The organism is Candidatus Babeliaceae bacterium (assembly GCA_041660765.1).
Taxonomy (GTDB): Bacteria; Babelota; Babeliae; order Babelales; family Babelaceae; genus JBAZVR01.
This window is the reverse complement of record JBAZVR010000001.1, coordinates 488376-511063: the sequence shown is the minus strand read 5'-3', so window position 1 is coordinate 511063 and position 22688 is coordinate 488376. Positions and strand designations below refer to the sequence as shown.

Below are 22688 nucleotides of genomic sequence, written 5' to 3'. Positions count from 1 at the left end.
TTTAATACACACATTTTTTACTTGGAACAATATGCGTACATATACAATAGCATTATCTATTTTGTTAAGCGTGCCGAGCCCATCTTTTGGGCAATCTTGGTTTCATGACATGCCCTTTTCTCCCATGCAAACTGGCGCGTTATTTTTGGGCACTATTGGGCTGGGAGTGAGTGGGTATTTGTGGTCTTCCGGTGCTGAAAAAATAAACAGTTGTACCGACTATGATGCAGATGTGATGGATGAAGATTTGCTGAGCGATTTAAAGTCTGATCTGAAATTAGTTGATATTGTTCATGATAACACTTATGCGCCTCAATTAGAAAAAATTAAGAAAAAATGTTCAAAAGAGCTCTTTCATAGGTTTATTTATGGGATACTGAGCAAGGCTTGGCTGGCGGATAAGACTATTGAAGAAAAAATTAAAAAAAATGAAACATTATCTTGGGGCGAGACAATGCTTTTTCTTGAATCAAGGCTGGTCGAAAAATACAAAAAAGAGGCTCGTGTTAGGGTTGCGCGAGCGATGGCGTCACATACATATTATGTCACATATAGCAATCCCTATGAAATTGCGTCTTGCTCACGGAGTTCTGATAGCGGTTTTCAAAAGTTAGAGTTCAAAAGCTTTAAGGAGCAAATTACTCATTTTTCGGACAAAGTAATACCAAAGGTTGAGCAAGATATTAAAGCCTGTCGTAAAGCGGGTTTTTCTCAACAGAATTGGGCGCTAGGTTTGGGCGCCATAAGTGCTGCAGCTGTTGGTGGCGTGCTTGCTTATGATAGATTGTATTAACATTAATTGTATTGGAACAATATGCGTACCTATAAAATTGCACTATTTATTTTTTTAAGCGTGCCCTGTCCATCTTTTGGGCAATCTTGGTTTCATGACATGCCCTTTTCTCCCATGCAAACTGGCGCGTTATTTTTGGGCACTATTGGGCTGGGAGTGAGTGGGTATTTGTGGTCTTCCGGTACTGCGAAAGTAGCAATTTTCAACGAAGATAAAATATCCGTATTGGACTTAAAAAAAAATTTAGGCGATCGAGGTACTGACCTACTCCAATTGGATTTGTACAAGCCGATATTCATAAGCGATTTGAGAAAAAATTGTGAGGCGGTTGATGTGTCTATTTTATCAGGTGTTTTTACGAAGATAAACGATAAAACAATATTAAATTATATTGATCTGATCTATTTTCTTGGATCAAAAATTTCTCATGTTAGCTCAGAAAGTCGCATGAGGATTTTAAAAACAGTTGCAAGCCATGCATATGGTACGGGTAAAAGCCCCTATAAAATTGCGTCTTGCTCGCAGGGTTCTGATGAAGGTTTTCAAGGGCCAGAGTTAAAAATATTTACAGAGCAAATTACTTATTTTTCGGACAAGGTAATACCAAAGGTGGAGCAAGACATTGAGGCGTATGGTAAATCTGGTCAGTCTCAGCAAAAATGTGCAATAGGTTTGGGCATCATAAGCGCTGCGGCTGTTGGTGGCGTGCTTGCTTATAATACATGGCATAAATAGATCAGTGTACGTTAATTTTTGATTCTAATAACAATTCTATTAAACGGCGTCTGAGGGGTAAATTGTGATTCATATTAATATGAACGCAGCCGTCGGATAGGGCAGAATTGAGTGAGCCATCTGGATTTGCATAAAGATCATGTAGCCGCAAAAAGAGTATATCGTGTATCCTGCAAGCTTCGCTTAATTTTTTGTTTAATGCATGTGTTATTGAAATTCTATCTGCAAGTGGTCCATAAAAACCGGGGTTAGATACTGGCGGCATGACTTCCATTATGATGCAGTGAAAGTTGTTATAACGTTTTTTATTCTGATTAATTATTGCAATATAGTTTGCAACAAGAGAATCAAGAACTTTATCAAAATTTTTATTTTCTCTTTCTTTGTCAATGCTGTAGTGTCGCACATCTACTTCACCAAAAGTAAAGAGAGCGATATCATTTTCTCGAGCCCCATATTGAGTGATATCCAATCCTTGAGTTATAACGTCGCGTATAGTTTTTGATGCTGTCCAATGAATAGAAAATGGTATTTTTGTTACGTCATTATAAGTAAAAATGTATTCTGTTTGCCCCATATTGCTAAAACCCCAATTGGAATGACTATCTCCAATTATGTATACACGAGGCGCGGCGATCATATGGCAAAAAAATATGAAATGTAGTGATAAAAAATAGAGTATTTTTTTGATGTACATCATTATTTTTCCCTAAAAAAGCGTAAAAAAATTTTTACATATTTTTTATGATATAGGTTTGATTTAAGTTGAAGCAATAAAAAAAGTTGAAAAGTAGTAGAGGTGCCTATGTTATAGGCTAATCTTCAAATAAATGATGTAAATAGCGGTCTGGATTATCTAAGAACTGTTTTGTAATTTTATAATGTTGCGCATCAGTATATGCAATTTTGGTTAACGTATCTGAATCGCAAGAATAAATGGTTGCATTGGGGTATGCCAACAGTATCGGTGAGTGTGTTGCGATAATAAATTGAGAATGGGGATTTTTGCAGATTTTATGCATGATGGCAAGCAATGATAATTGCCGTTGGGGTGATAAGGCTGCTTCCGGTTCATCCAAAATAAAAAAACCACCGTCACCAAGACGGTTATTAAAAAATGCCAGAAAACTTTCGCCATGTGATTGGGCGTGTAATGATTTTCCGCCATATGAGGCGTAAGCTTTAAAATCTTCTTTGGCTAGTTCATCAATATAATTGGCTATATTAAAAAAGCTTTCGGCCCTAAAAAAATAACCATTTTGATTGGCGGGTTTGCTGCGCCACGAAAGCGTAAAGGCATCAGCAAGATTTTGTGTACCGTTGTAAGCGTTTTGATGTGTTGTGGCAAAGTTGATGTTTTTACTGCCACCTTCGATACCAAAACCAGCCTTATAGGCGATTGCTTCAAGTATGGTTGATTTGCCAGAGCCGTTTTCTCCAATGAAAAAAGTAACTTGTGTGGGAAATTCTATTTCTTGTAAATTCTTAATGATCGGTAGAGAAAAAGGGTACTTGTTAACATCAATTACATCTGCAAATGTGACTTTAACTTTGTCTAATGCCGGGCCGCTCATATTCGCAATAAAATCCTGTGATAATTTTTTCATATTAATTTTTAGCGATCCATGTTTTTAGGCTGTCAAAAGATAAATCTACTGGGATTTCTATTTTTGCTTTTGAAAAATAAGTTGGCCTTTTTATAAGATAATCAAATGCTTGTTTATCATGTAAGTTATAGCTATCAATATGTGTGTATAGACAAAGGCTGGTTAAGATAATGGGTAATAATTTTTTCATTGGGAATCTCTTTTTTATTGTATCACTATACCTTATAAGTATACTAATGTTTAATTTTAAATCACAATTAAATCTTGCTTTTTAAGCCGATTTCTCGGTAAAATAATAAATAATAGAATATATAAATAATAATAAGGGAGATGGATATGAAAAAAATCTTACTATGCATAGCGATAGTGCTTTCTGTATCATACGTATCGGCACGCGGTGGTGGTGGCCATGGCGGCGGTCATGGTGGTGGTCACGGTGGATACGGTCATGGCGGTTATGGGCATGGTGGCTATGGTCGCGGCGGATATGGCTATGGCGGTTATGGTGCCGGTCTAGGACTTGGTGTTGGGCTGGGTGTTATGGGCGGCGCGGCTCTTGCTCGTGATGGTTATGACTATTATGATGGTGATTACGATGATAATTATTATGACGGCGAATATTACGAAGAATAGGGGCGATAATTTTTTAGGTTAATAACCATTACGCTCACATTATCAGTGCTGCCGCGACGTAAAGCCTCATTTTTTAACGTATCGGCAGCTCTGTTGAAATCGCCTGGGTTATTATTGAGAGCTGTTTTTGTGATAGTAATAGCCGCTTGATTATCAAGAACGTCCCATACGCCATCACATGCGATAAGTAAAAAATCATCGTCAGTCGTTATTATTTGTTCACGAATTTCTGGATTGGGTATAACATACGGATTCAGAGCTTTATCTCCCAATGCTCGCGAAATGGCAAGTCTTCCATTTACGCGCGGAACGCCCTTTACGATTACTTTTCCCCCAAGTTTTTGAATGCGTGCTTGCTCATCAGGTCTGTTGGGCTTGTGGTCATCTGAAAGAGCAATAGCTTTACCGGCTCTGCATATGATTGCTCGTGAGTCGCCTGCATTGGCTACATATATTTTTCCATCAGTAAGAACCGCGGCAATTGCGGTACATCCCTGTGTTCGCGAGTTAAATGATGCCGCATCAAGATCTTTATGTGTTTTTACAAAACCAGCTTCGAGTGCATTATGCATGTGATTTCCAGCTTGTAACGCCGCAAACATATTTTTATGCAGGTGCTGTGCGGCAAAATCAGCCACGTTTCTACCGCCATGTCCATCATAGAGGCCAAAAAAGGCAATATGAGTCTGTATGGCAACGCAATGAGCGTCTTCCATGGTCGGTCTGCGGCCCTGTGCTTCAGCAAAGCCAATATCGCTTGCAGTAGCTAGCACTAGGCATGGAAATTGAAGAGTAAAGAGTGTTATTAAAAAAGCTAGATATTTCATACTGCTAGTCCTGTAATTTAATTTTTAATTATATAAGTAAGTATAATTATACAATTATATTTAAATTTGTCAATTAATATCAAAATAGCTTGAAATTATACGTATGCATATTATACTTATACGTATGATTAATTAAAATGTTATGCGGTGTGAGGAAATAATGACAAAATATTGGGTCGGTGTTGCAAGTAGAGAACATGTTAAAAAAGGCATACAATCGGGTATTGCACAGGTGTGTCACGGCAAGCAGGCGCCGTTGAAAAGAATGAAGTCGGGTGATTGGATTATATATTATTCGCCGACAGAGATTTTTGGCGAGAAGCAGCCTTGTCGTGCGTTTACAGCGATAGGTAAGATTAAAGATAAAGAACCGTATCTATTTAAAATGAGTGATGATTTTATCCCGTGGCGGCGTGATGTTGATTTTGTGCCGGCGCGGGATGTTGCAATAGAGCCTTTAATCGATACACTTTCTTTTATTAAAAACAAGAGTCATTGGGGGTTTGTTTTTAGATATGGATTGTTTGAAATTCCTGAGCATGATTTTTTGTTACTTGCTGCTAACATGGGAGTAAATATTGAAAAATAAAGTTGGTATGGAAAAATTAACTATATATGAGGCTCCGGAGCAAAGCCCAGGATATTTGCTATGGAGGGTGAGTATGCACTGGCGGAGTAAAATAGAAGAGACGTTAAAAGTTTTTGACCTAACGCATCCGCAGTTTGTTGTTTTGGCTACCACTGGTTGGTTAACAAAAAATAATGAACGTGTTGCTCAAATAGATATTAGTAGATCTGCTGGCTTAGATCCTAATACAACATCGCAAGTATTACGTGGTTTGGAAGCAAAAAAACTCATTAAGCGCGTGCGTTCATTAAATGAAAGAAGCAAAAGCCCGTTATTAACGCCAGGTGGATTTGAAAAATTAACGTTGGCATTGCCCGCAGTTGAACAGGCCGATACGCTTTTTTTTGACGCATTGAATGCGCAAGAATCTTGTAAATTAATAAAAATATTTCAGGCGTTGTTATCCATAAAATAGAAGTTATTAATTGTCGGGCCGTTATTATTTAAAAGTTGTTTTTTAAATCAACTATTTCCAATATTTTTTGCGCGGATTGTTGGGGGGAGTTGTGATAGCTATTGAGAATAAGATTGTAGGCGTGTCTTGGAACCAATGTAATTGTTTCTTGTTCATCAAGTTTAAATTGTTGTGAGAATTTTTTTCTGAATTCGTCCAGTTTTGGTAAATAGGGGGCTGCGATAGTATTTTTTATTAAATCTTGGATAGCTTTTTCTAGAGCCTGTTTTATTACGGTGCTTTTTACGATGTCGAGAACAGGTTCATGCGCATGTTCTTGCAATTTGAAAAGCGCTGGGAATTGTTCAAAAGATTGAAACGCAGTTCTTTGTTCTGAGACTATGCCACATGCATTACGTTGTTCTACCCGTTGTAACAAAATATCTAATGGGCAGTACACCAATATTTTTATTACTTTTTCGTTGCGAAAAAAATTATCAAACCGCGTGTATTCTTTTTCATATTCTAGAACCGTATCCATAATGACATTCTGTCCTTCTGAGGCAAAATTTTTTGCCTGCTCGTAAAGTTTGTGAGAATTATTAAATAATTTTTCTCGTAATTCTACATCAAAATAATATTTCCCGGTTTGCTCTGTTGTTGCTGTATGTAAATAGAGCCACGGGCAAATGTTTGAATTTTCTTGCCAGCCATGCTCTTGAGCTACATTTTTTAAAATATCAGGAAACCAATCATCAACTTTAAGAATTTTTATATTTTTATGTGATGCGTGTAATGCATGTATAATCGCAGATTTTCCAGAAGACGAAACGCCATTAAGCAGTATTATAGTACCATGCTGAGTTTGCTTCACGCACTCTCCAATAGAATAAAGATTAAATTTTTTAGTTAATATGCATTTTACGCTACTCATCTATGTATTGCAATGCTTTTATTATTATTAAAATGCTTTGCCACGTGAAATAAAATTTGATACCATTGTCATGCAAATTAATAAAATATATTACAGGGTTTTATGCAATGAAAAAAAATAGCGCGGTTAAAATAGCCTTTGCTTTTTTGGTGGCGGGTAGTTCAGGTATGCATTTCACGTGTAATGTATTTACAATAAATTGAAAGAATTATAATGGCTTATGCAAAAAAAACTGTGGCGTTGGTTATGTTGTTGGTAATGACTACCTGTCATGGCATGGAAACGGGTAAGGGCAATACGCGTCCGGTGCTTGTTTTGTACGATGAACATAGGGTTATGTCCGTAGATGATCAAAATATTATTAAAACTTCACATGCTGGAAAAATAAGTCTTTTTTTAAAAGGGGAATCGTCTCAAAAAAGCATTGATGCGTTATATATGACAAGTGCGCAATGTAAATTCGCTCCTGTTATAGCATGCGCTCGGCATATTAATGGGTTGAAAGATGTTAAACAGGATCACAAAATTATTATTTTCAATTGGGCGTGTGAGCTTGCAAAAAATAACATCAGTGATGAGTCTGTTATGATTAAAAGATATCTTGCGCAGCAGATTAAAGTCAATACCGCCCCTATAATGTATGATGATGAACTTTCCATAGATAGCATAGAGCAAGATGCTTTAAAATAATTACATTATTTGATTACATCGTTTTTTGAAATTTTCGATTTCCGTTTCAAAATTATTTGGTAGTTCGAAGCATTGTTGTTGGCACGTCAGCTCGATAGTTTTACCCCATGCGGTAAGCCGTATAATGTCTCCTTCTTTTGTATCTATCATGGAAATTGGTAGCCATGATGGTAAACGTTTTTGCAAAAGAGGGTTTTTGACGGCTGCCCAATGGGTTGCATAATTAAGTGGCGTGTCTTCTGTTTTTTTATTAACAATAATAACATCGACAATTGCTTCTGTGGGTGGGATGTCAATATTGAAGATTTCTTTGATAGATTGAGCAAAATCTTTTCCTGCATAGTGAATATTTTTTTTGTAACTATTAATCATGATGATTCCGCTAATTGGGTGAGGGATCGTTGGTTCCTCAGGCGTGTCCATAGTGTAGACTGTGTTATGCGTAATCACGAGAAAATATACTATTCTTGAGTAGTTCATGTATTGGTCTCCCTGTTTGTTATTTTGTACCCATTGGGACCATTGCTGTATATATTGTTATCTTTTACAATAATACGTGCATCGATCAGTAATTTTTTGTCCTGCATATGAAAACTTGGTTGGTGCATAAAAAGTTCCTTTAAATTATCGAGCGCGTTTTCAAAGGTGTCTTGTTTTTGAAAACTTTTTTGCTGGCACATGAGCTCTACAGCCTTCCCCCAAACAATAATTTTAATAACTTCCCCTTCTTTTTTATCTATTATTGATAGCGGTAGCAAATGCGGCAGGTTGCCGAATGATTGAAAGTGTTTATTTCCTGTCCAGCGAGCAGCATAATCAAGAGTATTAATTTCTGTTTTTTTACTCATAGCTATGATCTCTACAACCGGCTCTGACGGTGCAATATGTATGTTGAGCGCTTGTTCGATGGGCTGAGCGAAAAACTCACCAGCGTAGCACATTCTTTTTTCATAAGAATTTATCATGAGAATACCGGTAATCGGGCCAGGTTCTTCTATGGTGCTCATAGAATTGGCCGCCTTATGGGTAATTAATGACATAAAGCATAGTAGCGCCATAATATATCTCATATATCACCCCTAGGTATTTTAACAAGATAGTCAATAATTAATGGTATTTTAAATTTTCTCTTCAATATATGTCAATTTTATTGATCGGGATTGCTAAAATCTTTGAAAATAACCAATATTTTATGATATAGTCAAAAAGTAAATATTTTTACTGGAGATATCTATGTTGATTGATTCTTGGTTACTCTTTATTCGCGAAGTTATTACTCTCATGGGCGTTGCTGTTATCACTGAAGGAGCTTTCTATGGGATATACCACTTCGTGCTCTTGTTGTTTGGTAAAGGTTTATACACGTTAAATCAAATTAGATTACAGTTTGGCAATAGTATTATACTTGGCCTAGAATTTTTGGTGGGAGCTGATATTATAGGCTCGGTCTTGAGGCCAGATTATTATAATGTGGGCATTTTGGTTATTCTCGTGGTTATCAGAATTATTCTGAGTTATTTCCTAAATCGAGAATTGCGAGCGCTTGCCCTCGAAAAGTAGGCGAACGGCCTTTACTGATTACTCATTTTCATGTATATTTAAATAGAATAAAATTTTATGTAAGGATAAAAAAGATGAAAAAAAATCTTCAACCAGAAGTGTATGCTATTAACGCACATTGCGCTTGTGGCAAGGAATTCACCACTGAATCAACCCGTCCAGATATACGCGTGACTCTATGTTCGAATTGTCACCCGTTTTTTACCGGCGCAACCAAATTTGTTGATACGGCTGGTCGTATTGAAAAGTTTGAAAAGAAGTATAAAAAAGGCAACAAAGCTTAAAAGTATTGAGTGGCACGCGTGACTGATTCTTTATGGAGTTCATTACAAAAGCGTTATGATGAGCTGAATGAACAGCTTATTTCAACATCGATTGAAGCGTCTCAACGCCATGTGGTGCAAAAAGAGCTTTCAACGCTTTCGACATTACTTAATAAGCATCAGGAAATTGTGCGGCTTGAGGGGCACTACTCTGTGTTGCGAGAGCAAGCGGCTCTTAACATAGATCCTGAAATGACCACGTTATTCAATGAAGAGCTGGCAACGTTAGATAAAGAGCTTGCTTATGCCCGTCAGTCGTTGGATATATTGATGTATCCGCCGGATCCTCTTGATAAACGTGACGCACTTGTTGAAATAAGGGCTGGAACGGGAGGCCAAGAGGCGGCGTTGTTTGTAGGTGATTTGCTGAGGATGTACACCCTGTGTGCTCTTAAGAAAAACTGGAAGACAACTATCATGAGTTCCAGTGGGACTGATCTTGGGGGGTTTCGCGAAGTTGTTATTCATATTCAGGGTAATAATGTATACGGCAATCTCAAATTTGAGTCGGGCGTTCATCGGGTGCAGCGGGTTCCTGCTACAGAAACCGCTGGTCGAATCCATACTTCTACGGCCACCATTGCTGTGTTGCCCGAGGCCGATGACATTGAAGCGGCTACTGTCTCTCCAGCTGATTTGCGTATTGACGTTTATCGTGCAGGTGGTGCTGGTGGGCAGCACGTCAATACAACCGATTCTGCCGTTCGTATTACCCATCTTCCGACGGGACTTGTGGTGACATGTCAGGATGAACGGTCGCAACACAAAAATAAAGAAAAAGCATTAAAGGTATTACTTTCCCGATTAGTTTCTGCTCAAAAAGAAAAGCATGAATCGGAGATGAGTCAAAAGAGAAAACAGCTTGTTGGTACCGGTATGCGTTCCGAAAAAGTTCGTACGTATAATTTCCCTCAAAATCGCGTTACCGATCATACGGTTGAGCTTACTCTGAAAAAGTTGGACATGATTATGGAAGGAAATCTTGATGATATTCTTGATGCCCTGCGTGAACATGAACAGCAAGAACGTAAAAAACAGCCATTATATAGTTAAATTATCTTATCTCCGTGCTTAATTTTATCAGGGCTTTTGGGTTGGTTGATTAGAAATTTATTGATTTTTTTAGAAATTGAGCATCGAATTTATGCACTTTCTTTATGTGTTGTAATAATGCTTCTTTATTATGCTGTGTTTTGTCTGAACATGAATCGTCAAATGGACATAAAAAGACTTCTTTTGTTTTTTGCGAACTAAAGAGTTGAGTTTTCATAGGTTCTTGTCCAGGGAATGTGATGTGCAAGACATGGACTTCTTGCATGGCGTTTATGTATGAGTATGGTGCGATAAAAAAACATATAATAAAAAGTATCATTTTTGTTACCTATAATAAAAATAAAAAATCCTACAAATTTTATACAACTATTCTCATTACGTAAAGAAGTATTTTATAATCATGCAAAGAGGAGAGTTTGATTATGAAAGCATTTACCAATACTGTGGACGCATTGTGCGCTATTTTTGAAAAGAACAATCTATTTAAGAGTTCAGAAATTAGTGTTTTGAAGAAAAATTTTGAGGCGCAATCTGAAATTGCCTTTGAAGATTTTTTATTAGAAGAATCGCTTATTTCAAAGGAGCATTTGCTCGAAGCGCTTTCTGAATTATACCAGGTGCCAGCGATAGACGTCGTTGGTCTTTTTTTTGACCATAATATTGTAAAAATGTTTCCAAAAGATGTTATGCTCCGGAATATTTTTATTCCATATGAGCATGATGGGGATGTGTTAGTTGTTATCGCATATAATCCAAATAATAATGCCTTATCAGAAATAATAGGAGAGTATGTGTCGTATGACGTAACCTATATGGTTGGTTTGCCCAGGGATATTTGTGATGCGATTAAAGAATTTTTTGATGCATCATTGCAGCAGCAGGAGCAAGATTTTGTTCCTGAAGAAGTCAAAGAAGAAGAAGACGATCAGTCTTTTAATGATATTGTTAATCTTGAATAATTACTGATACGTTTTTCTATAATGTCCCATTGTAAATGTGCAAATACTTCATTGAGATAGGTTGCTCGATCAATGCCAAAATCTATCATGTAAGCGTGTTCATAGGCGTCGATCACAACGAGCGGAATGGTCATGGCGGGAACGGTTTCGTTGTGGGCATCTAAAACAAAGTTATAAATCGCATTTTCGTGGAGTGAAAATCCTGTAATCGCCCAACCTCGCGTACAGGCAGCGCAGTCTTTGAGATCTTTAAGATATTCTTCTATGGAGTCAAAGTTTTCGAGAATAAGGCGCTTTAGGTTACTATTTATTTTTTTGTTTTTTTTGCCAATAATATTTTCAAAATAAAGTTCGTGCAGGAGAGCGCCATTGAGCGCGAATGTTTCTGCTATTTTGAGTGAGCGAAATTCTGAATATGTTGGCCCCGGTGCACGTTGCGCTTGTGGCAATTTACTTCTTATTTCATTAAGCTTTTCGACATATTTTGTGTATAAAACATAATGCTCTTGCTTTTGTTGTTCGCTTAAAAATGTAAGTGGCGAAAAATCGAATTTTTTTGGAATATACTTTTTAATGTTATTTTTTTCTGTCGTATCTGGTTCTTGAAGAAAAATGTTGCCGTGGAGACATAAGAGGCAAAGTATTGTGGACAATAATACGTTTTTTTGTAGGGTAGTATACATAGGTATCCTTGAGTTATGTTCTTTACCACGTTTTTTATAGAGTAAACTATATATGATGTATATAAAATTTTTCAATCAAATTTCATTAAAAGATGTCAAAATTGTTGGCGGAAAAAATGCGGCATTGGGACAGATGATTCAGTACGTGCCATCATCCATGTGCATTCCAGATGGTTTTGCTATTACCGTTGATGGATATCGGTTGCTTCTTGAAAAAAACAATCTTACGATGGAAATTCATAATCTTATTAACAGTGTTCACAAGAATCTTGATCACGTTCATGAGGTGGGAACAAAAATAAGAACTCTTGTTGCGCAGGCACAGATACCGCATGAGTTGATGCAAGAAATTTTTCAGGCCTATCAGGAGCTTTCTCAAAAATATGGCGTAGATAGTTGTGATGTGGCTGTAAGATCTTCTGCTACTGCAGAAGATTCCGCATCAGCTTCATTTGCAGGACAACAAGAAACATTTGTTAACATTGTTGGTGCTCAGGCAGTTGTGGATGCCTATCATAAAGCATGTATATCACTTTTTACTGATCGTTCCATTGCTTATAGAATCGAAAAAAAAATTAACGAATATGAAATTGGCATATCTGTTGGTGTGCAAAAAATGGTTCGGTCTGATCTCGGATCATCCGGTGTTATGTTTACGCTGGATACAGAAACAGGTTTTAAAGACGTTGTTCTCATTAATGCATCGTATGGCTTGGGGGAGAGCGTGGTCAGTGGTGCTGTTAATCCTGATGAATTTTGTATTGATAAGCGCATGTTGAGTAAGGGATATAAGCCTTTAATTAAAAAAACGCTTGGATCAAAAGCAACGCGAATGGTGTATGGTCATAATGGTGGTGTTGTGCAAGAAGTTACGCCAGTAGCATTACAAAACACGTATTCGTTGTCAGATGAACAAGTTTTTGAACTTGCCCGACAGGCAATTATTCTTGAAAAATACTTTTCTGACATGCATGGTGCGTGGACCCCACTGGATATAGAGTGGGCGTTAGATGGTCGTGATAATAAATTATATATTGTACAAGCGCGCCCAGAAACCGTACATGTTCATGAGCAGGGTGGCGCAGATATTGCTTATTATACTTTGGATGATCATACGGCAAAATTGCTGGTGTCTGGTCAGGCGATTGGACAAAAAATTGTCACCGGAACGGCACGGGTTATAAAAAATTTTTCTGATGTGAGTATGCTGCAGGCTGGTGATATTTTGGTTACGACGATGACCAATCCCGATTGGGTACCGTATATGAAAAAGGCAGTGGGTATCGTGACAGATTTTGGAGGTAGGACATGTCATGCTGCTATTGTCAGCAGAGAGCTTGGGCTGACGGCAGTTGTTGGTACGGAGCATGGCACAAGTACTATTAAAAATGGCCAAAAAATTACACTTGATTGTAGTAACGGTTCTGTAGGCAGTATTTATGATGGTGTACTTGTATATCATACAGATACTGTTTCTTATAAGGGGCTGAGATCACAAATGCCATTATTGGTTAATCTTGCTGATCCTGATAGTGCTTTCAAAACATCATTTTTACCGACTCAGGGCGTTGGGCTTGCGCGATTAGAGTTTATTATTACCCACATGATCGGGATACATCCCATGGCTCTTATACAACCAGAAAAACTTGATAATAAAACAAGACAAACTATCAGTACTATGACCGCAGGTTACGCAAGTAATCGTGCATTTTTTATTGAACGATTATCTCAAGCTCTTGGCATGATTGCATCAGCATTTTATCCGCGGCAGGTTATTGTTCGTTTAAGTGATTTTAAAACTAATGAATATCGTAATTTTATTGGCGGGTCTTTTTTTGAACATGTAGAAGAGAACCCAATGCTTGGTATGCGCGGTGCTGCTCGATACACCGATGCGGCGTATGCTCCGGCCTTTGAGCTTGAATGTGCTGCATTGGTACACGCACGAACAATAATGGGTTTTGACAATATTAAAATCATGATCCCTTTTGTCAGAACAGTTTCTGAGGCTGAACGCGTGATAGATAAGATGGCATCCTATGGCCTTTCACGTGGTGTTAATAATCTTGAATTATATATGATGGTCGAGATCCCATCGAATGTTATTTTGATCAAAGAATTTTCTGCTTTGTTCGATGGATTTTCGATAGGCTCTAATGATCTTACGCAGCTCACGTTAGGCGTTGATCGTGATTCTACATCTTTAGTCCAGCTTTTTGATGAACGTGATCCCGCGGTAAAAAAAATGATACAATGGGCAATTGCCGGCGCACATGAGGCGCATAAACCAATCGGAATTTGTGGACAGGCTCCGTCCGATTATCCCGAAATGGCACAGTTTTTGATAGATGAAAAAATAGATTCTTTATCGCTCAATGCCGACGCTATTATCCCATTTTTATTGCGCATAGCTGATAAAAAATAAATTTTTAGCGTTTTAAATTTTTGATTTCAAATTTCCATTGAGCGAAGGGCTCGTTTGATGTGATTACTATGCCGTGAGTATCGTAATCAAAGCGTCCCGCGCCGTATATTTCTGGAGTGACGTTAAATGTGCAGACAATATTTTTATACAAGTTAATCTTGGGGAGGGCTTTGGGATTTTGGTTTTGCCATAATGTGCTCACCCCTTTATTTGCCAAGATACTGTGCATCATGGGTGTTTGGCTTCCCGATTGTTGGTGGCCTCGCATGATACCGACAACAGAATAGTCTGCGCTTCCGTAAGATTCGAGCAATGCTTCGGTAATATTTTTGCCGTATATCAGCCCCGCGCCGCGTTTACTGCTATATAAAAGAGGTTTTTTTTGATCGACTTCAAAGTCTGACCACAAGAAACCAATGTCTGCGGGCTCTTTAAGTTTATCTTTTTTGGGTAGTGTTTGTGTGAGTTTTTGTATACTATTTTCTGTTGCAGGATCACTTTCGTAAAAATTTTGGGAAAAATATTCACCAGGGGCTTTAATCAGTTCTGGTATTTGTTGTATCGTTGCAATGGGACTAAGTGATGTAATTAATTGATAGCTGTTTTTATTTGGTGATTCTAGCAATTTTTGTGGTTGGTAGCCGATCTCGAGGCCGCCGTGGCAGCAGAGCAGGTAGTTTATATAGTTTGCGTTTGTATTTTTTATCCCAAGAAAAAGTGCTACGGGCATGTAGGAATAACAGGTGTTAAGTACTTTTGAAAAATCTCTCAGCTTTATAGCTTTAAATTTTTCTTTGAGCTCATCTAAAAATCCATAGCTTTCATTTATTGCAACATCTTCATGATTGCCGCGCAAGAGTATGACGTGATCAGGATTTGCTAATTTGAGACGCAATAGGGTATATAATACTTCTGCTCCCGCCATACCGCGATCACTATAGTCGCCTAAAAAGATAAAGTACTGGTTGGGGTTACTCAATTTAAAATCGCTTTCAAGATCAACGTATACAAGCAAATATTTCAGCAAAGATACACTATCGCCATGGATATCAGCATGAAAAAGTAATTGCACGCCGGCTGGAAGAACTTTTTTTTCTATCCATGGGTGAAATCCCGTTACAGTGTGCTTAATTTCTAAGAAAGTTGGTTGTGTATCAAGCCATGGTCCTGCGTTAAGCATTTTGTTTTGTAATTCACAAAAATCTGTGATAGTTTTTTTGAATTCTTCAAAGTTAAGTGGTGTTGCGGGGTATTTGTTGTTGTCACAGACATACTTCCAGGCTGCAAAAGTTGGATACGCTTGCAAGTTAGCAGTTAAATCTTGTAGGTTTTTTTCAAGAACAGTAAAATTATCAATAAAAGTAAAATTATAGCTGCTATAAGCAAAAATAATAAAAAGTATCTTTTTCATATTTCCCATTGAATGACGAGTTCTTCCGGGACATTATAATGTAGGCAGTTAGAGCAGCGGCCGCGGGTATACATAGCTGTATAATTGTTGCAAGGGCATGGGCATGGAACAAAGTGCAACATTTTATAATCGTAGGCATTGCAGCATATTTCGTCACCGTCATTGCAGCGATATCCATGCTTGCTAATATCTTTGCACCCGACAGCGCCATACATATATGAGCTGATTAAAAAAATAATTATGCCACCATATTTCATAATGCTCCCAGTTATACATATAGTGTAATATATTATTTTTTTAAAAAACAATATAATTTTTATTTGAAAAATATTTAAAGAATGTGTTCGATGGTTTTTGCAGGATTATACAAAAACGAGTCTGTCGTCGATAATTCGTTTAAAAATTTTTGTATATGGGGTGCGTACGTAGGGTCCTGCAGCGAGTATCCTATCACAGCTTTTAACCAACCAATTGGCGTCCCGATATCATAACGTGTCCCTTGTATTTTATAGGCAAAAACGCGTTCATTGTTATGAATCATATGGCTTATTCCATCACTTAGCTGTAATTCTTGATTATTATAGGTATTAATCTCTTCAAGTGATGCAAAAATTTTGTGTGACAAAACGTAGCGACCAATGACGGCAAGATTAGATGGAGCGTCTTTTTGTTGAGGCTTTTCAACAATGTGAGATACCTGAAATAAATTTGGTGTAATCTGTTTTTTAATACCAATAACGCCATATGAAGATATGCATTCGCGCGGCACCTCTTGTACAGCAACGACACTGGCTTTTTCTTGTCGTGCAATGCGAATAAGTTGTCCGAGGCCAGGATTTTTACCGATAATAATATCATCCGGCAACATAATGCCAAAGTGTTCTTTAGCAATGGAATGCTTTGCCATAAGAACCGCGTGACCCAAACCAAGTGGTTCTGGTTGGCGTACATAGCTAAAGTTTGCTGTCCGAGAAATACGATCAAGACTATGGAGGGAAGAATTTTTTCCAGCAGTCTTGATGATGTTCTCAAGTTCTGGATAGTTGTCAAAATGATTTGCAAGCGTTTCTTTGCCGCGAGAGGTAATAATAATAAAATTTAAAATTTCAGATGCAATGCCTTCTTCTATACTATGTTGAATTGCTGGTTTATCTATGAGGGGCAACATTTCTTTAGGGACAGATTTTGTATATGGTAAAAATCGTCGACCGCATCCAGCTGCGGGAATAATTGCTTTGATTATGTCCATGAATATCTCCTTTTTTTAAAAAAATTTGCTTATACGAGATTTCAAAATTGCTTAAGAAATTCGAGCTCTGCCGAATGTAAAAGGCGAATGTCATTAATCCCATACTTGAGCATTACTAAGCGTGTTAACCCAAATCCAAAGGCGAATCCGCTATAATGTTCTGGGTCTATGTTGCAATATTGTAGTACATTTGGATGAATGAGTCCCGCGCCGCAAATTTCGATCCAACCCGTTTTTTTGCACGTTGAACAGCCATGCGTACAAAATGGGCAGGACATATCGATTTCTAATCCGGGTTCAACAAATGGGAAGAATCCTGGTCTGTAGCGAGTTTTTAGATCTTTTTTATTAAAAATAGCCTGTAAAAATGATTTTGTAGTACTGAGTAGGTGAGCAAGTGATATATTTTTATCGATAAGCAGTCCTTCGCATTGCATAAACATAATATCATGGGATGCATCAGTCGCTTCATGTCTATAACATCTTCCCGGAGCTATTAAAGCTAAAGGGGGACGTTTGTTAAGCATCGCATGCACCTGTACCGTTGATGTATGTGTTCGTAAAAGCATATGAGGGACGTCAAACCAAAAAGTATCGTGCATGTCACGCGCCGGATGATCTTTAGGAATATTAAGTGCTTCAAAATTAATGCTATCAGTTTCTACTTCTGGACCCGTTGCTATTTCAAATCCCATAGACATAAAAATAGTTTCTATTTCTTCGATAATATGAGTATATGGATGTAAAGATCCCTGTGTATGAGGATAATACGCCGTAACGTCAAAATGTTCTTGTCGTTGTTGTTGTTGTGCTATTTCTTGGTTAAGAAATGTTTCTTGTTTTACAGTGTAACCATTGAGCGCGTCCTGTTTAAGCTTGTTACAGAGCGGCCCGAATACGCTTTTTTGTTCCGCGGGGATATTCTTTAAAAGACCCATAAGTGCGGCTATTTTACCCTGGCGTCCCAGATAGGACACTCGTACTAATTCTAACTGTTCCATTGTTTGAGCCTTTTCTAGCTCAATAAAGTAGTCATGTGTAATACTGTGTAGTAATTCTTCTAAATTATTCATGAAGCGCTCTTGTATAATGATAAGCAGATGCATACAGCTTCATATTATCAAACACTCTTCGTATTAGCAACCAGATTTATGCAAAATATTGCGGGTTTTTATTGACAAAATATTATAAAAGTTTAGTCTATTTCCATGTTATTACGCCGGGGTAGCTCAGTGGTAGAGCAGAAGCCTGAAGAGCTTTGTGTCGATGGTTCAATTCCGTCTCCCGGCACCATCTTTTTCTTATCTTGATTTTATACCTGTCTTAAAAAAACTAAATCTTTTAATTATTTTTAGGTTATATTAATGTTGAAATACAGATAATTTTTTTGTGTTCTTGGCACTATGATATAAAGGTAGATAATGACGCAGTTTTCATCAGAAAAATATAATGTTGCATGGTTTAAATTAGCAGAGTTTGTTGTTCGTAAAGAAAAAGAACGCGCTTTGTATATGTATCGCCTTTTGGCTCATTCTTTTCCGGATGAGGCTTTTTCCGCACAGCTTGAGGGGGACTTGTTGCAGGCTTTTCATGACACCAAATCAGTTGAATGCTATATGCGTGCGGCAGATACCTATCAAAAGAAGGATCGTTTTATTGAGGCGATAGGTGTTCTTGAGCATGTTATGACACTTAATTCTACAGCCGACTGTTGTTTAAAATTACTTGATTTATACAATTCTATTAATAATTATCATAATTTTTTACAAAAAATAGTTTATTTTTTTGATACTTTTTCAGACTATGGTGATCTGCAAAAATTACATGATTTCCTTCTTTCAACTGCCTATACTTTTTCTCTAGAAGAGCAGCATCTGTTATTTGAAAGAGGGGTTGAGCGTTTATTGTCATATCATCTTACTGATTACAATATGGTTCAGAAGTATTTAGGGCGCGCAATACAATGTGCCACTCCTGATCAAAAAAGAAGCTTTATAGAAAAACTTTCACGGCTTGATTCTCAGGCATACGCTTACGCTGTATCGTGCAATGAGTAGCATTTCTGGTAGGGGGCTGCAGCTGAGAAGCCGAACTGTTATGTTATAAAGTGCGATAAAAAAAGATTTATTGATAAGTTCCTGCTGTGCAAACGCCGTACATGTAATGGGGTAACGGCAGCAGCCGGCGGGGCCGATGAGGGGTCTGAGGGTTTTTATAAGGGCGATGATGAGGTGGGCAACTGCGTGAGAATGTGATCTATAAGACCGTGCATATCGGAATAGGTCAGCGCAGTGGCCGCAGGCTTTGTAAAAAATATCCAATCGAACCCTTTTTCAAATAACTTATTTTCATAAAAAATGGCTTTTATTCGTCTTCTGATAAGGTTTCTTTGCGGCGCGGATCCAACTTTCCTGGAGATGACTACTAAGAGTCTGCCGATATCGCCTGAACGAGGGGCTATTTTAATATCAAGCCCCGGATGGTGTAGCAGCCGCTTGGAGGTCCTAAAAAGTTTCTGAATTTCTCTCTTGGACCAGAGCGTCATGCGCCTTACTATACGGGGCATTGTATTTATTCTTCGCTGACGGTCAGTTTTTTTCTGCCTTTAGCACGACGACGGTTGATGATAGCTCTACCGTCTTTGGTAGCCATTCTTGCTAAAAAACCGTGTTTTCTATTACGTTTTTTTCTTTTTAATTTGAAAGTTACTGACATGATGCATCCTTACTGGGATAAAATACGTTAACTTTATATAGTTTAAGCCAAATTTAACTTTTTGCCAACTACCCTATTATTTTAGGGAATTGTTGTCTTTTTTTTGACCAGGTGCGTTGCAAAGACAAAGAACGGACTTGGCTCTTGGTCTAGGGTTTGTTGTGCAAGCGTAACCGCTATTTTTAAAGCAGGTTCGCTGTCTTGAGGTATTAATAAACATGATTGTTCTTTACGGCTTATATTCTTGTTCCCGGTGCAAGATACATTAAGAGAGATCTTGTTAGAGGCAAAAGTATGAGTTGTGCACACGCATTGATTTTTGTAGGAAAAGATTAATCCTGCAGCATATAGTTGTGGCATAATAGTATTATTTGTATCTAACGTATCATCTAATAAACGGCCAACTCTTTTCAGGTGGTTCTCTGTATCTTTTTTTGTTTTGATAAAGGCTTTTTGGATATGTTCACGTATAGGAGTTGGCCAAAAAAATGCCCTCCAGCTGCGTAATTCTGCTGCTACATTGTGTGGTAAATGTGTTGCCATATATCGCGCCATAGTTTTATCAGCATTGAGTTTATAGCATAGGCGATCAGGGCTCGCAATTGACGCTTCTTGCACGAATTCGGCAATCCCATGTTTTGTAGAATTCCATTGTGAAGCTGTTGCCTGATTGACTATTGGTGTTACATTTCGATCAGTGACAAAAAAACCTTGAGCGGACATTGTGTTTGCTGTAAAGCCATAAGCGTTATGACCATTATTGCTCATAATGTCATAAAATGGAGCAGTAGATTCTTGCGTTTGTTCTGGGTTAACGAACACATACGTTTCTTTTTTTGTTCGAAAGTAAGTCAATAAGCTGTAGATATAGGTAAATGGGTTATAGCTCACGGCATTGGACTCAGCTGCACAGAGGGTGAACATGAGCCCAATTATAGTTTTATAAGGTATGAACATTATTTTAGGGAGTTTGTTGGCTTTTTGATCAATTGCGTTGCAAAGACAAAGTACTGATCCGCATAGCTTTTTTTGAACTCATCACTCAATATACTACTGAGGCCGACTGTGCGCTCGCTCATTTGTCTGTTGTAATACTTGGTTGCATAGGCTTCTATAGTATCAGCTATGCTATTTTGTTGCATGGCGGGCTCGAATTTCGAAGATTGGAAATTATGTATTATTATTCTCGGTGTGCTTTTTTGAGGCAATGATAGAATTTTCATTTCATACTCGTCGTCTATTTTTTTTACAAGGGGATCAAGGCTTAAGTTGTTGTTATTACCATCGGTATTAAAGAAATTAGGCTCCTTGAGCAAATTCTTTGCCCTGAGATATATTATTGCGCATATAAGTTTATCTTTATGAGTGAACATGAGGCCAGCAGTACAAACTTCCGGTAGTTTTGCACCTGTCGAACTGTAGATTGATTGAACTTTTAATTTATTAAAAATTTTTTCCATATCGTCTTTCGCCTGAGATACGTTTTTTATAGCAGCTCGCTTAACATGGCCGTCCATTGAAGTGAATGGCAGATAGGCTCGCCAACTATGTAATTCTGATAGCATATCATTCGGCAAATTGTTTCCTATTAATTGCGCCATGGTTTTGCCGGTGTCTATTTTTTGTTGGTCTGTAATAAATACGACATCAGGATTTGTTGAGTCAGTTTTCCAGTTGATAGCATTGAGCCTATTATTATATACATTTTTTTGTGCGGTGGTGATAACAAATCCTGTGAAATCACCTCTTGGCGTAGAAAAACTGTAATGACTGCTGAAGGTGTCGTCATGGCTAAAAAAGTCAGCCTGGCCGTTTGGGTTCTCTTGTGGGTTGATCAAGATATATGTTTCCTTTTTGCTTCTTAATGACGTTAAAAGACCATAAATATATGGAAACGGGTTGAAGCTGAATGCTTCAGACTCGGCCGCGCCGAGGGTGAGCATGAGCATGATTATGGTTTTATGTGATACCATCATTTTGTAAGCCGCCTTATTTTTTTTGAATAACCGCCGTTGAAAAAAAAACTTTTTGATCGCTTGAAAAAGCCTCAAAGGTTTTTTCAAATTCTTGTACCTGATCTTGCGTATATAATTCTTTATTTAAGTATAAATTTGATATAGTATTTTTCCTCATCTCGTCGCCTGGAATATTATGAAATACCACGCGTGGTAGTTTGTTTTTTGGTATAAATTGTATTCGCATTTTACGCCCAGCCTCATCAGATTCTACTGAATCGCATAAAATGTTATTATTTTCATCTATAACTTTTGTATCTATGTTTTTTCCATATGCGGAGTATACAACATTATTTTGGTATATAAATATTAATGCAAAGTGTCTTATCCCCAGTTTGTATTTTGGTGGGGAGGCACTAACTAATGGGAATGCTGAATCCAGCCTTTTTTTAACGTCAATCAGGTGCTTTTTTGTGAATTCATTGTCTGTAGCCGTAAAGGCGTTTTGTAATGCATCCATAATGTATAGATTTTTTCGAGCATTTGATTGGAATGGCCTGCTTGATTTAAAGAAAAAACTCCAGCTTTTCAATTGGGTTGCAATGTTTACAGGAAGATGTTGAGCGTAATAACGTGCCATTGTGCCGTGAGGGCTAAAATACCATCGTGCTTCTGTCGGTAATTTGGATTGCTTACTTTCTTGTATAATTTCGGCAAGGCCATGTTTTTTTTCATCCCACTCGCTTGCTACTTGTGTTTTTTGTATTTCTTCGTACGCACCTATTGCGCTTATAAAACCTTGAAAAGGAATACCTTGTACTTCTGTATTAAACTCTGCCGTATGAAAACTTTCATTATTTTCTAATGATCTTGCTATATCAATTTTACCCTCAGACGTTGTTGTGAAAGTATAGCCTTTTTGTTGTTTTATAATCGGCTTCCACCATAAACCAATGTAATGAAATGGATTGAAGCTGAATGCTTGAGCCTCAGCTGCGCAGAGGGTGAATATGAGCAGAATTATAATTTTGTACGATGTAAATATTTTCAAAAAATTATTCCCGAGAAATAATATATTTAATTGTAATAATATTATTGTATATTTTTATATTGC

Annotated in this window: 30 protein-coding genes and 1 tRNA gene; 13 read left to right on the top strand and 18 right to left on the bottom strand. The window is 37.6% G+C overall.

Annotation, left to right across the window (positions count from 1 at the left end; all coding sequences use genetic code 11):
* Positions 1–31: 31 nt before the first annotated feature.
* Positions 32–793 (top strand): hypothetical protein, encoded by a 762-nt coding sequence (locus tag WC707_02805; protein MFA6066089.1) that lies wholly within the window; start codon positions 32–34, stop codon positions 791–793.
* 21 nt (positions 794–814) lie between these two features.
* Positions 815–1528, top strand: a complete 714-nt coding sequence (locus WC707_02800; protein MFA6066088.1) for a hypothetical protein — start codon at positions 815–817, stop codon at positions 1526–1528.
* Position 1529: 1 nt separating this feature from the next.
* Here WC707_02800 and WC707_02795 read toward each other — a convergent pair whose 3' ends face one another.
* The 3 genes from WC707_02795 to WC707_02785 all read right to left on the bottom strand — a co-directional run bounded on the left by WC707_02795 (position 1530) and on the right by WC707_02785 (position 3325).
* Positions 1530–2105 carry an SGNH/GDSL hydrolase family protein gene (locus tag WC707_02795; protein MFA6066087.1) on the bottom strand — a complete coding sequence of 192 codons (576 nt, stop codon included), beginning with the start codon at positions 2103–2105 and terminating at the stop codon, positions 1530–1532.
* Positions 2106–2343: 238 nt separating this feature from the next.
* Complete coding sequence (locus tag WC707_02790) at positions 2344–3135, bottom strand: AAA family ATPase (protein MFA6066086.1); 792 nt, start codon at positions 3133–3135, stop codon at positions 2344–2346.
* 1 nt (position 3136) lies between these two features.
* Entirely contained in the window at positions 3137–3325 is a 189-nt protein-coding gene (locus WC707_02785) for a hypothetical protein (GenBank protein ID MFA6066085.1), read from the bottom strand.
* A 146-nt stretch (positions 3326–3471) separates the two neighbouring features.
* Between WC707_02785 and WC707_02780 the strand changes: the two genes are divergently transcribed.
* On the top strand, positions 3472–3768 hold the full coding sequence (locus WC707_02780) for a hypothetical protein (GenBank protein MFA6066084.1): 297 nt from the start codon (positions 3472–3474) through the stop codon (positions 3766–3768).
* Here the strand turns inward: WC707_02780 and WC707_02775 are convergent.
* Positions 3756–4595, bottom strand: coding sequence for a PP2C family protein-serine/threonine phosphatase (locus WC707_02775; GenBank protein ID MFA6066083.1), 840 nt, complete (start codon positions 4593–4595; stop codon positions 3756–3758). The two genes, WC707_02780 and WC707_02775, sit on opposite strands and share 13 nt — an antisense overlap.
* Positions 4596–4755: 160 nt before the next feature.
* On the opposite strand from WC707_02775, the gene WC707_02770 reads away from it, so the two are divergent.
* Positions 4756–5184, top strand: a complete 429-nt coding sequence (locus WC707_02770; protein ID MFA6066082.1) for an EVE domain-containing protein — start codon at positions 4756–4758, stop codon at positions 5182–5184.
* Positions 5174–5638, top strand: a complete 465-nt coding sequence (locus WC707_02765) for a MarR family transcriptional regulator (protein ID MFA6066081.1) — start codon at positions 5174–5176, stop codon at positions 5636–5638. Before WC707_02770 ends, WC707_02765 begins: the two co-directional genes overlap by 11 nt.
* A 28-nt stretch (positions 5639–5666) precedes the next feature.
* Here WC707_02765 and WC707_02760 read toward each other — a convergent pair whose 3' ends face one another.
* Positions 5667–6491, bottom strand: coding sequence for an AAA family ATPase (locus WC707_02760; protein MFA6066080.1), 825 nt, complete (start codon positions 6489–6491; stop codon positions 5667–5669).
* Positions 6492–6764: 273 nt separating this feature from the next.
* Here WC707_02760 and WC707_02755 point away from each other — a divergent pair, with 273 nt between their 5' ends.
* Positions 6765–7241 (top strand): hypothetical protein, encoded by a 477-nt coding sequence (locus tag WC707_02755; protein MFA6066079.1) that lies wholly within the window; start codon positions 6765–6767, stop codon positions 7239–7241.
* Here the strand turns inward: WC707_02755 and WC707_02750 are convergent, their stop codons facing one another.
* Positions 7242–7721: a hypothetical protein gene (locus tag WC707_02750; GenBank protein ID MFA6066078.1), complete on the bottom strand. Its 480-nt coding sequence runs from the start codon at positions 7719–7721 to the stop codon at positions 7242–7244.
* On the bottom strand, positions 7718–8311 hold the full coding sequence (locus WC707_02745) for a hypothetical protein (GenBank protein ID MFA6066077.1): 594 nt from the start codon (positions 8309–8311) through the stop codon (positions 7718–7720). The genes WC707_02750 and WC707_02745 overlap by 4 nt, the downstream gene beginning before the upstream one ends.
* A 163-nt stretch (positions 8312–8474) precedes the next feature.
* On the opposite strand from WC707_02745, the gene WC707_02740 reads away from it, so the two are divergent.
* The 3 genes from WC707_02740 to prfA all read left to right on the top strand — a co-directional run bounded on the left by WC707_02740 (position 8475) and on the right by prfA (position 10177).
* Positions 8475–8801, top strand: a complete 327-nt coding sequence (locus WC707_02740; protein ID MFA6066076.1) for a DUF1622 domain-containing protein — start codon at positions 8475–8477, stop codon at positions 8799–8801.
* Between the two features lie 74 nt (positions 8802–8875).
* Positions 8876–9085, top strand: coding sequence for a 50S ribosomal protein L31 (rpmE, locus tag WC707_02735; GenBank protein MFA6066075.1), 210 nt, complete (start codon positions 8876–8878; stop codon positions 9083–9085).
* Between the two features lie 18 nt (positions 9086–9103).
* On the top strand, positions 9104–10177 hold the full coding sequence (gene prfA, locus WC707_02730) for a peptide chain release factor 1 (GenBank protein MFA6066074.1): 1074 nt from the start codon (positions 9104–9106) through the stop codon (positions 10175–10177).
* 49 nt (positions 10178–10226) lie between these two features.
* Here prfA and WC707_02725 read toward each other — a convergent pair whose 3' ends face one another.
* Positions 10227–10496: a hypothetical protein gene (locus WC707_02725; GenBank protein ID MFA6066073.1), complete on the bottom strand. Its 270-nt coding sequence runs from the start codon at positions 10494–10496 to the stop codon at positions 10227–10229.
* A gap of 103 nt (positions 10497–10599) precedes the next feature.
* Here WC707_02725 and WC707_02720 point away from each other — a divergent pair, with 103 nt between their 5' ends.
* Positions 10600–11136: a hypothetical protein gene (locus tag WC707_02720; GenBank protein ID MFA6066072.1), complete on the top strand. Its 537-nt coding sequence runs from the start codon at positions 10600–10602 to the stop codon at positions 11134–11136.
* On the opposite strand, the gene WC707_02715 is transcribed toward WC707_02720, so the two are convergent.
* Positions 11103–11819 (bottom strand): Fe-Mn family superoxide dismutase, encoded by a 717-nt coding sequence (locus WC707_02715; GenBank protein ID MFA6066071.1) that lies wholly within the window; start codon positions 11817–11819, stop codon positions 11103–11105. The two genes, WC707_02720 and WC707_02715, sit on opposite strands and share 34 nt — an antisense overlap.
* A 52-nt stretch (positions 11820–11871) precedes the next feature.
* Here WC707_02715 and ppsA point away from each other — a divergent pair, with 52 nt between their 5' ends.
* On the top strand, positions 11872–14244 hold the full coding sequence (ppsA, locus tag WC707_02710) for a phosphoenolpyruvate synthase (protein ID MFA6066070.1): 2373 nt from the start codon (positions 11872–11874) through the stop codon (positions 14242–14244).
* Positions 14245–14248: 4 nt separating this feature from the next.
* On the opposite strand, the gene WC707_02705 is transcribed toward ppsA, so the two are convergent.
* The 4 genes from WC707_02705 to WC707_02690 form a co-directional block, all read right to left on the bottom strand.
* Positions 14249–15655, bottom strand: a complete 1407-nt coding sequence (locus WC707_02705) for a metallophosphoesterase (protein MFA6066069.1) — start codon at positions 15653–15655, stop codon at positions 14249–14251.
* Positions 15652–15912 carry a hypothetical protein gene (locus tag WC707_02700; GenBank protein MFA6066068.1) on the bottom strand — a complete coding sequence of 87 codons (261 nt, stop codon included), beginning with the start codon at positions 15910–15912 and terminating at the stop codon, positions 15652–15654. The genes WC707_02705 and WC707_02700 overlap by 4 nt, the downstream gene beginning before the upstream one ends.
* 74 nt (positions 15913–15986) lie before the next feature.
* Complete coding sequence (locus tag WC707_02695) at positions 15987–16904, bottom strand: UTP--glucose-1-phosphate uridylyltransferase (GenBank protein ID MFA6066067.1); 918 nt, start codon at positions 16902–16904, stop codon at positions 15987–15989.
* A gap of 41 nt (positions 16905–16945) precedes the next feature.
* Entirely contained in the window at positions 16946–17977 is a 1032-nt protein-coding gene (locus WC707_02690; protein ID MFA6066066.1) for a phenylalanine--tRNA ligase subunit alpha, read from the bottom strand.
* Positions 17978–18122: 145 nt separating this feature from the next.
* On the opposite strand from WC707_02690, the gene WC707_02685 reads away from it, so the two are divergent.
* Both WC707_02685 and WC707_02680 read left to right on the top strand, forming a co-directional pair.
* Positions 18123–18197 (top strand) — tRNA-Phe (locus WC707_02685).
* A gap of 128 nt (positions 18198–18325) precedes the next feature.
* Positions 18326–18961 (top strand): hypothetical protein, encoded by a 636-nt coding sequence (locus WC707_02680; GenBank protein ID MFA6066065.1) that lies wholly within the window; start codon positions 18326–18328, stop codon positions 18959–18961.
* A gap of 155 nt (positions 18962–19116) precedes the next feature.
* On the opposite strand, the gene rnpA is transcribed toward WC707_02680, so the two are convergent.
* From rnpA to WC707_02655, 5 genes are all read right to left on the bottom strand, one after another.
* Positions 19117–19449, bottom strand: a complete 333-nt coding sequence (gene rnpA, locus WC707_02675; GenBank protein ID MFA6066064.1) for a ribonuclease P protein component — start codon at positions 19447–19449, stop codon at positions 19117–19119.
* Between the two features lie 26 nt (positions 19450–19475).
* On the bottom strand, positions 19476–19619 hold the full coding sequence (gene rpmH / locus WC707_02670) for a 50S ribosomal protein L34 (GenBank protein MFA6066063.1): 144 nt from the start codon (positions 19617–19619) through the stop codon (positions 19476–19478).
* A gap of 81 nt (positions 19620–19700) precedes the next feature.
* Complete coding sequence (locus WC707_02665; GenBank protein MFA6066062.1) at positions 19701–20543, bottom strand: hypothetical protein; 843 nt, start codon at positions 20541–20543, stop codon at positions 19701–19703.
* Positions 20544–20575: 32 nt separating this feature from the next.
* Positions 20576–21595: a hypothetical protein gene (locus tag WC707_02660; protein MFA6066061.1), complete on the bottom strand. Its 1020-nt coding sequence runs from the start codon at positions 21593–21595 to the stop codon at positions 20576–20578.
* Positions 21596–21608: 13 nt separating this feature from the next.
* Complete coding sequence (locus WC707_02655; GenBank protein MFA6066060.1) at positions 21609–22625, bottom strand: hypothetical protein; 1017 nt, start codon at positions 22623–22625, stop codon at positions 21609–21611.
* Positions 22626–22688: the final 63 nt, after the last annotated feature.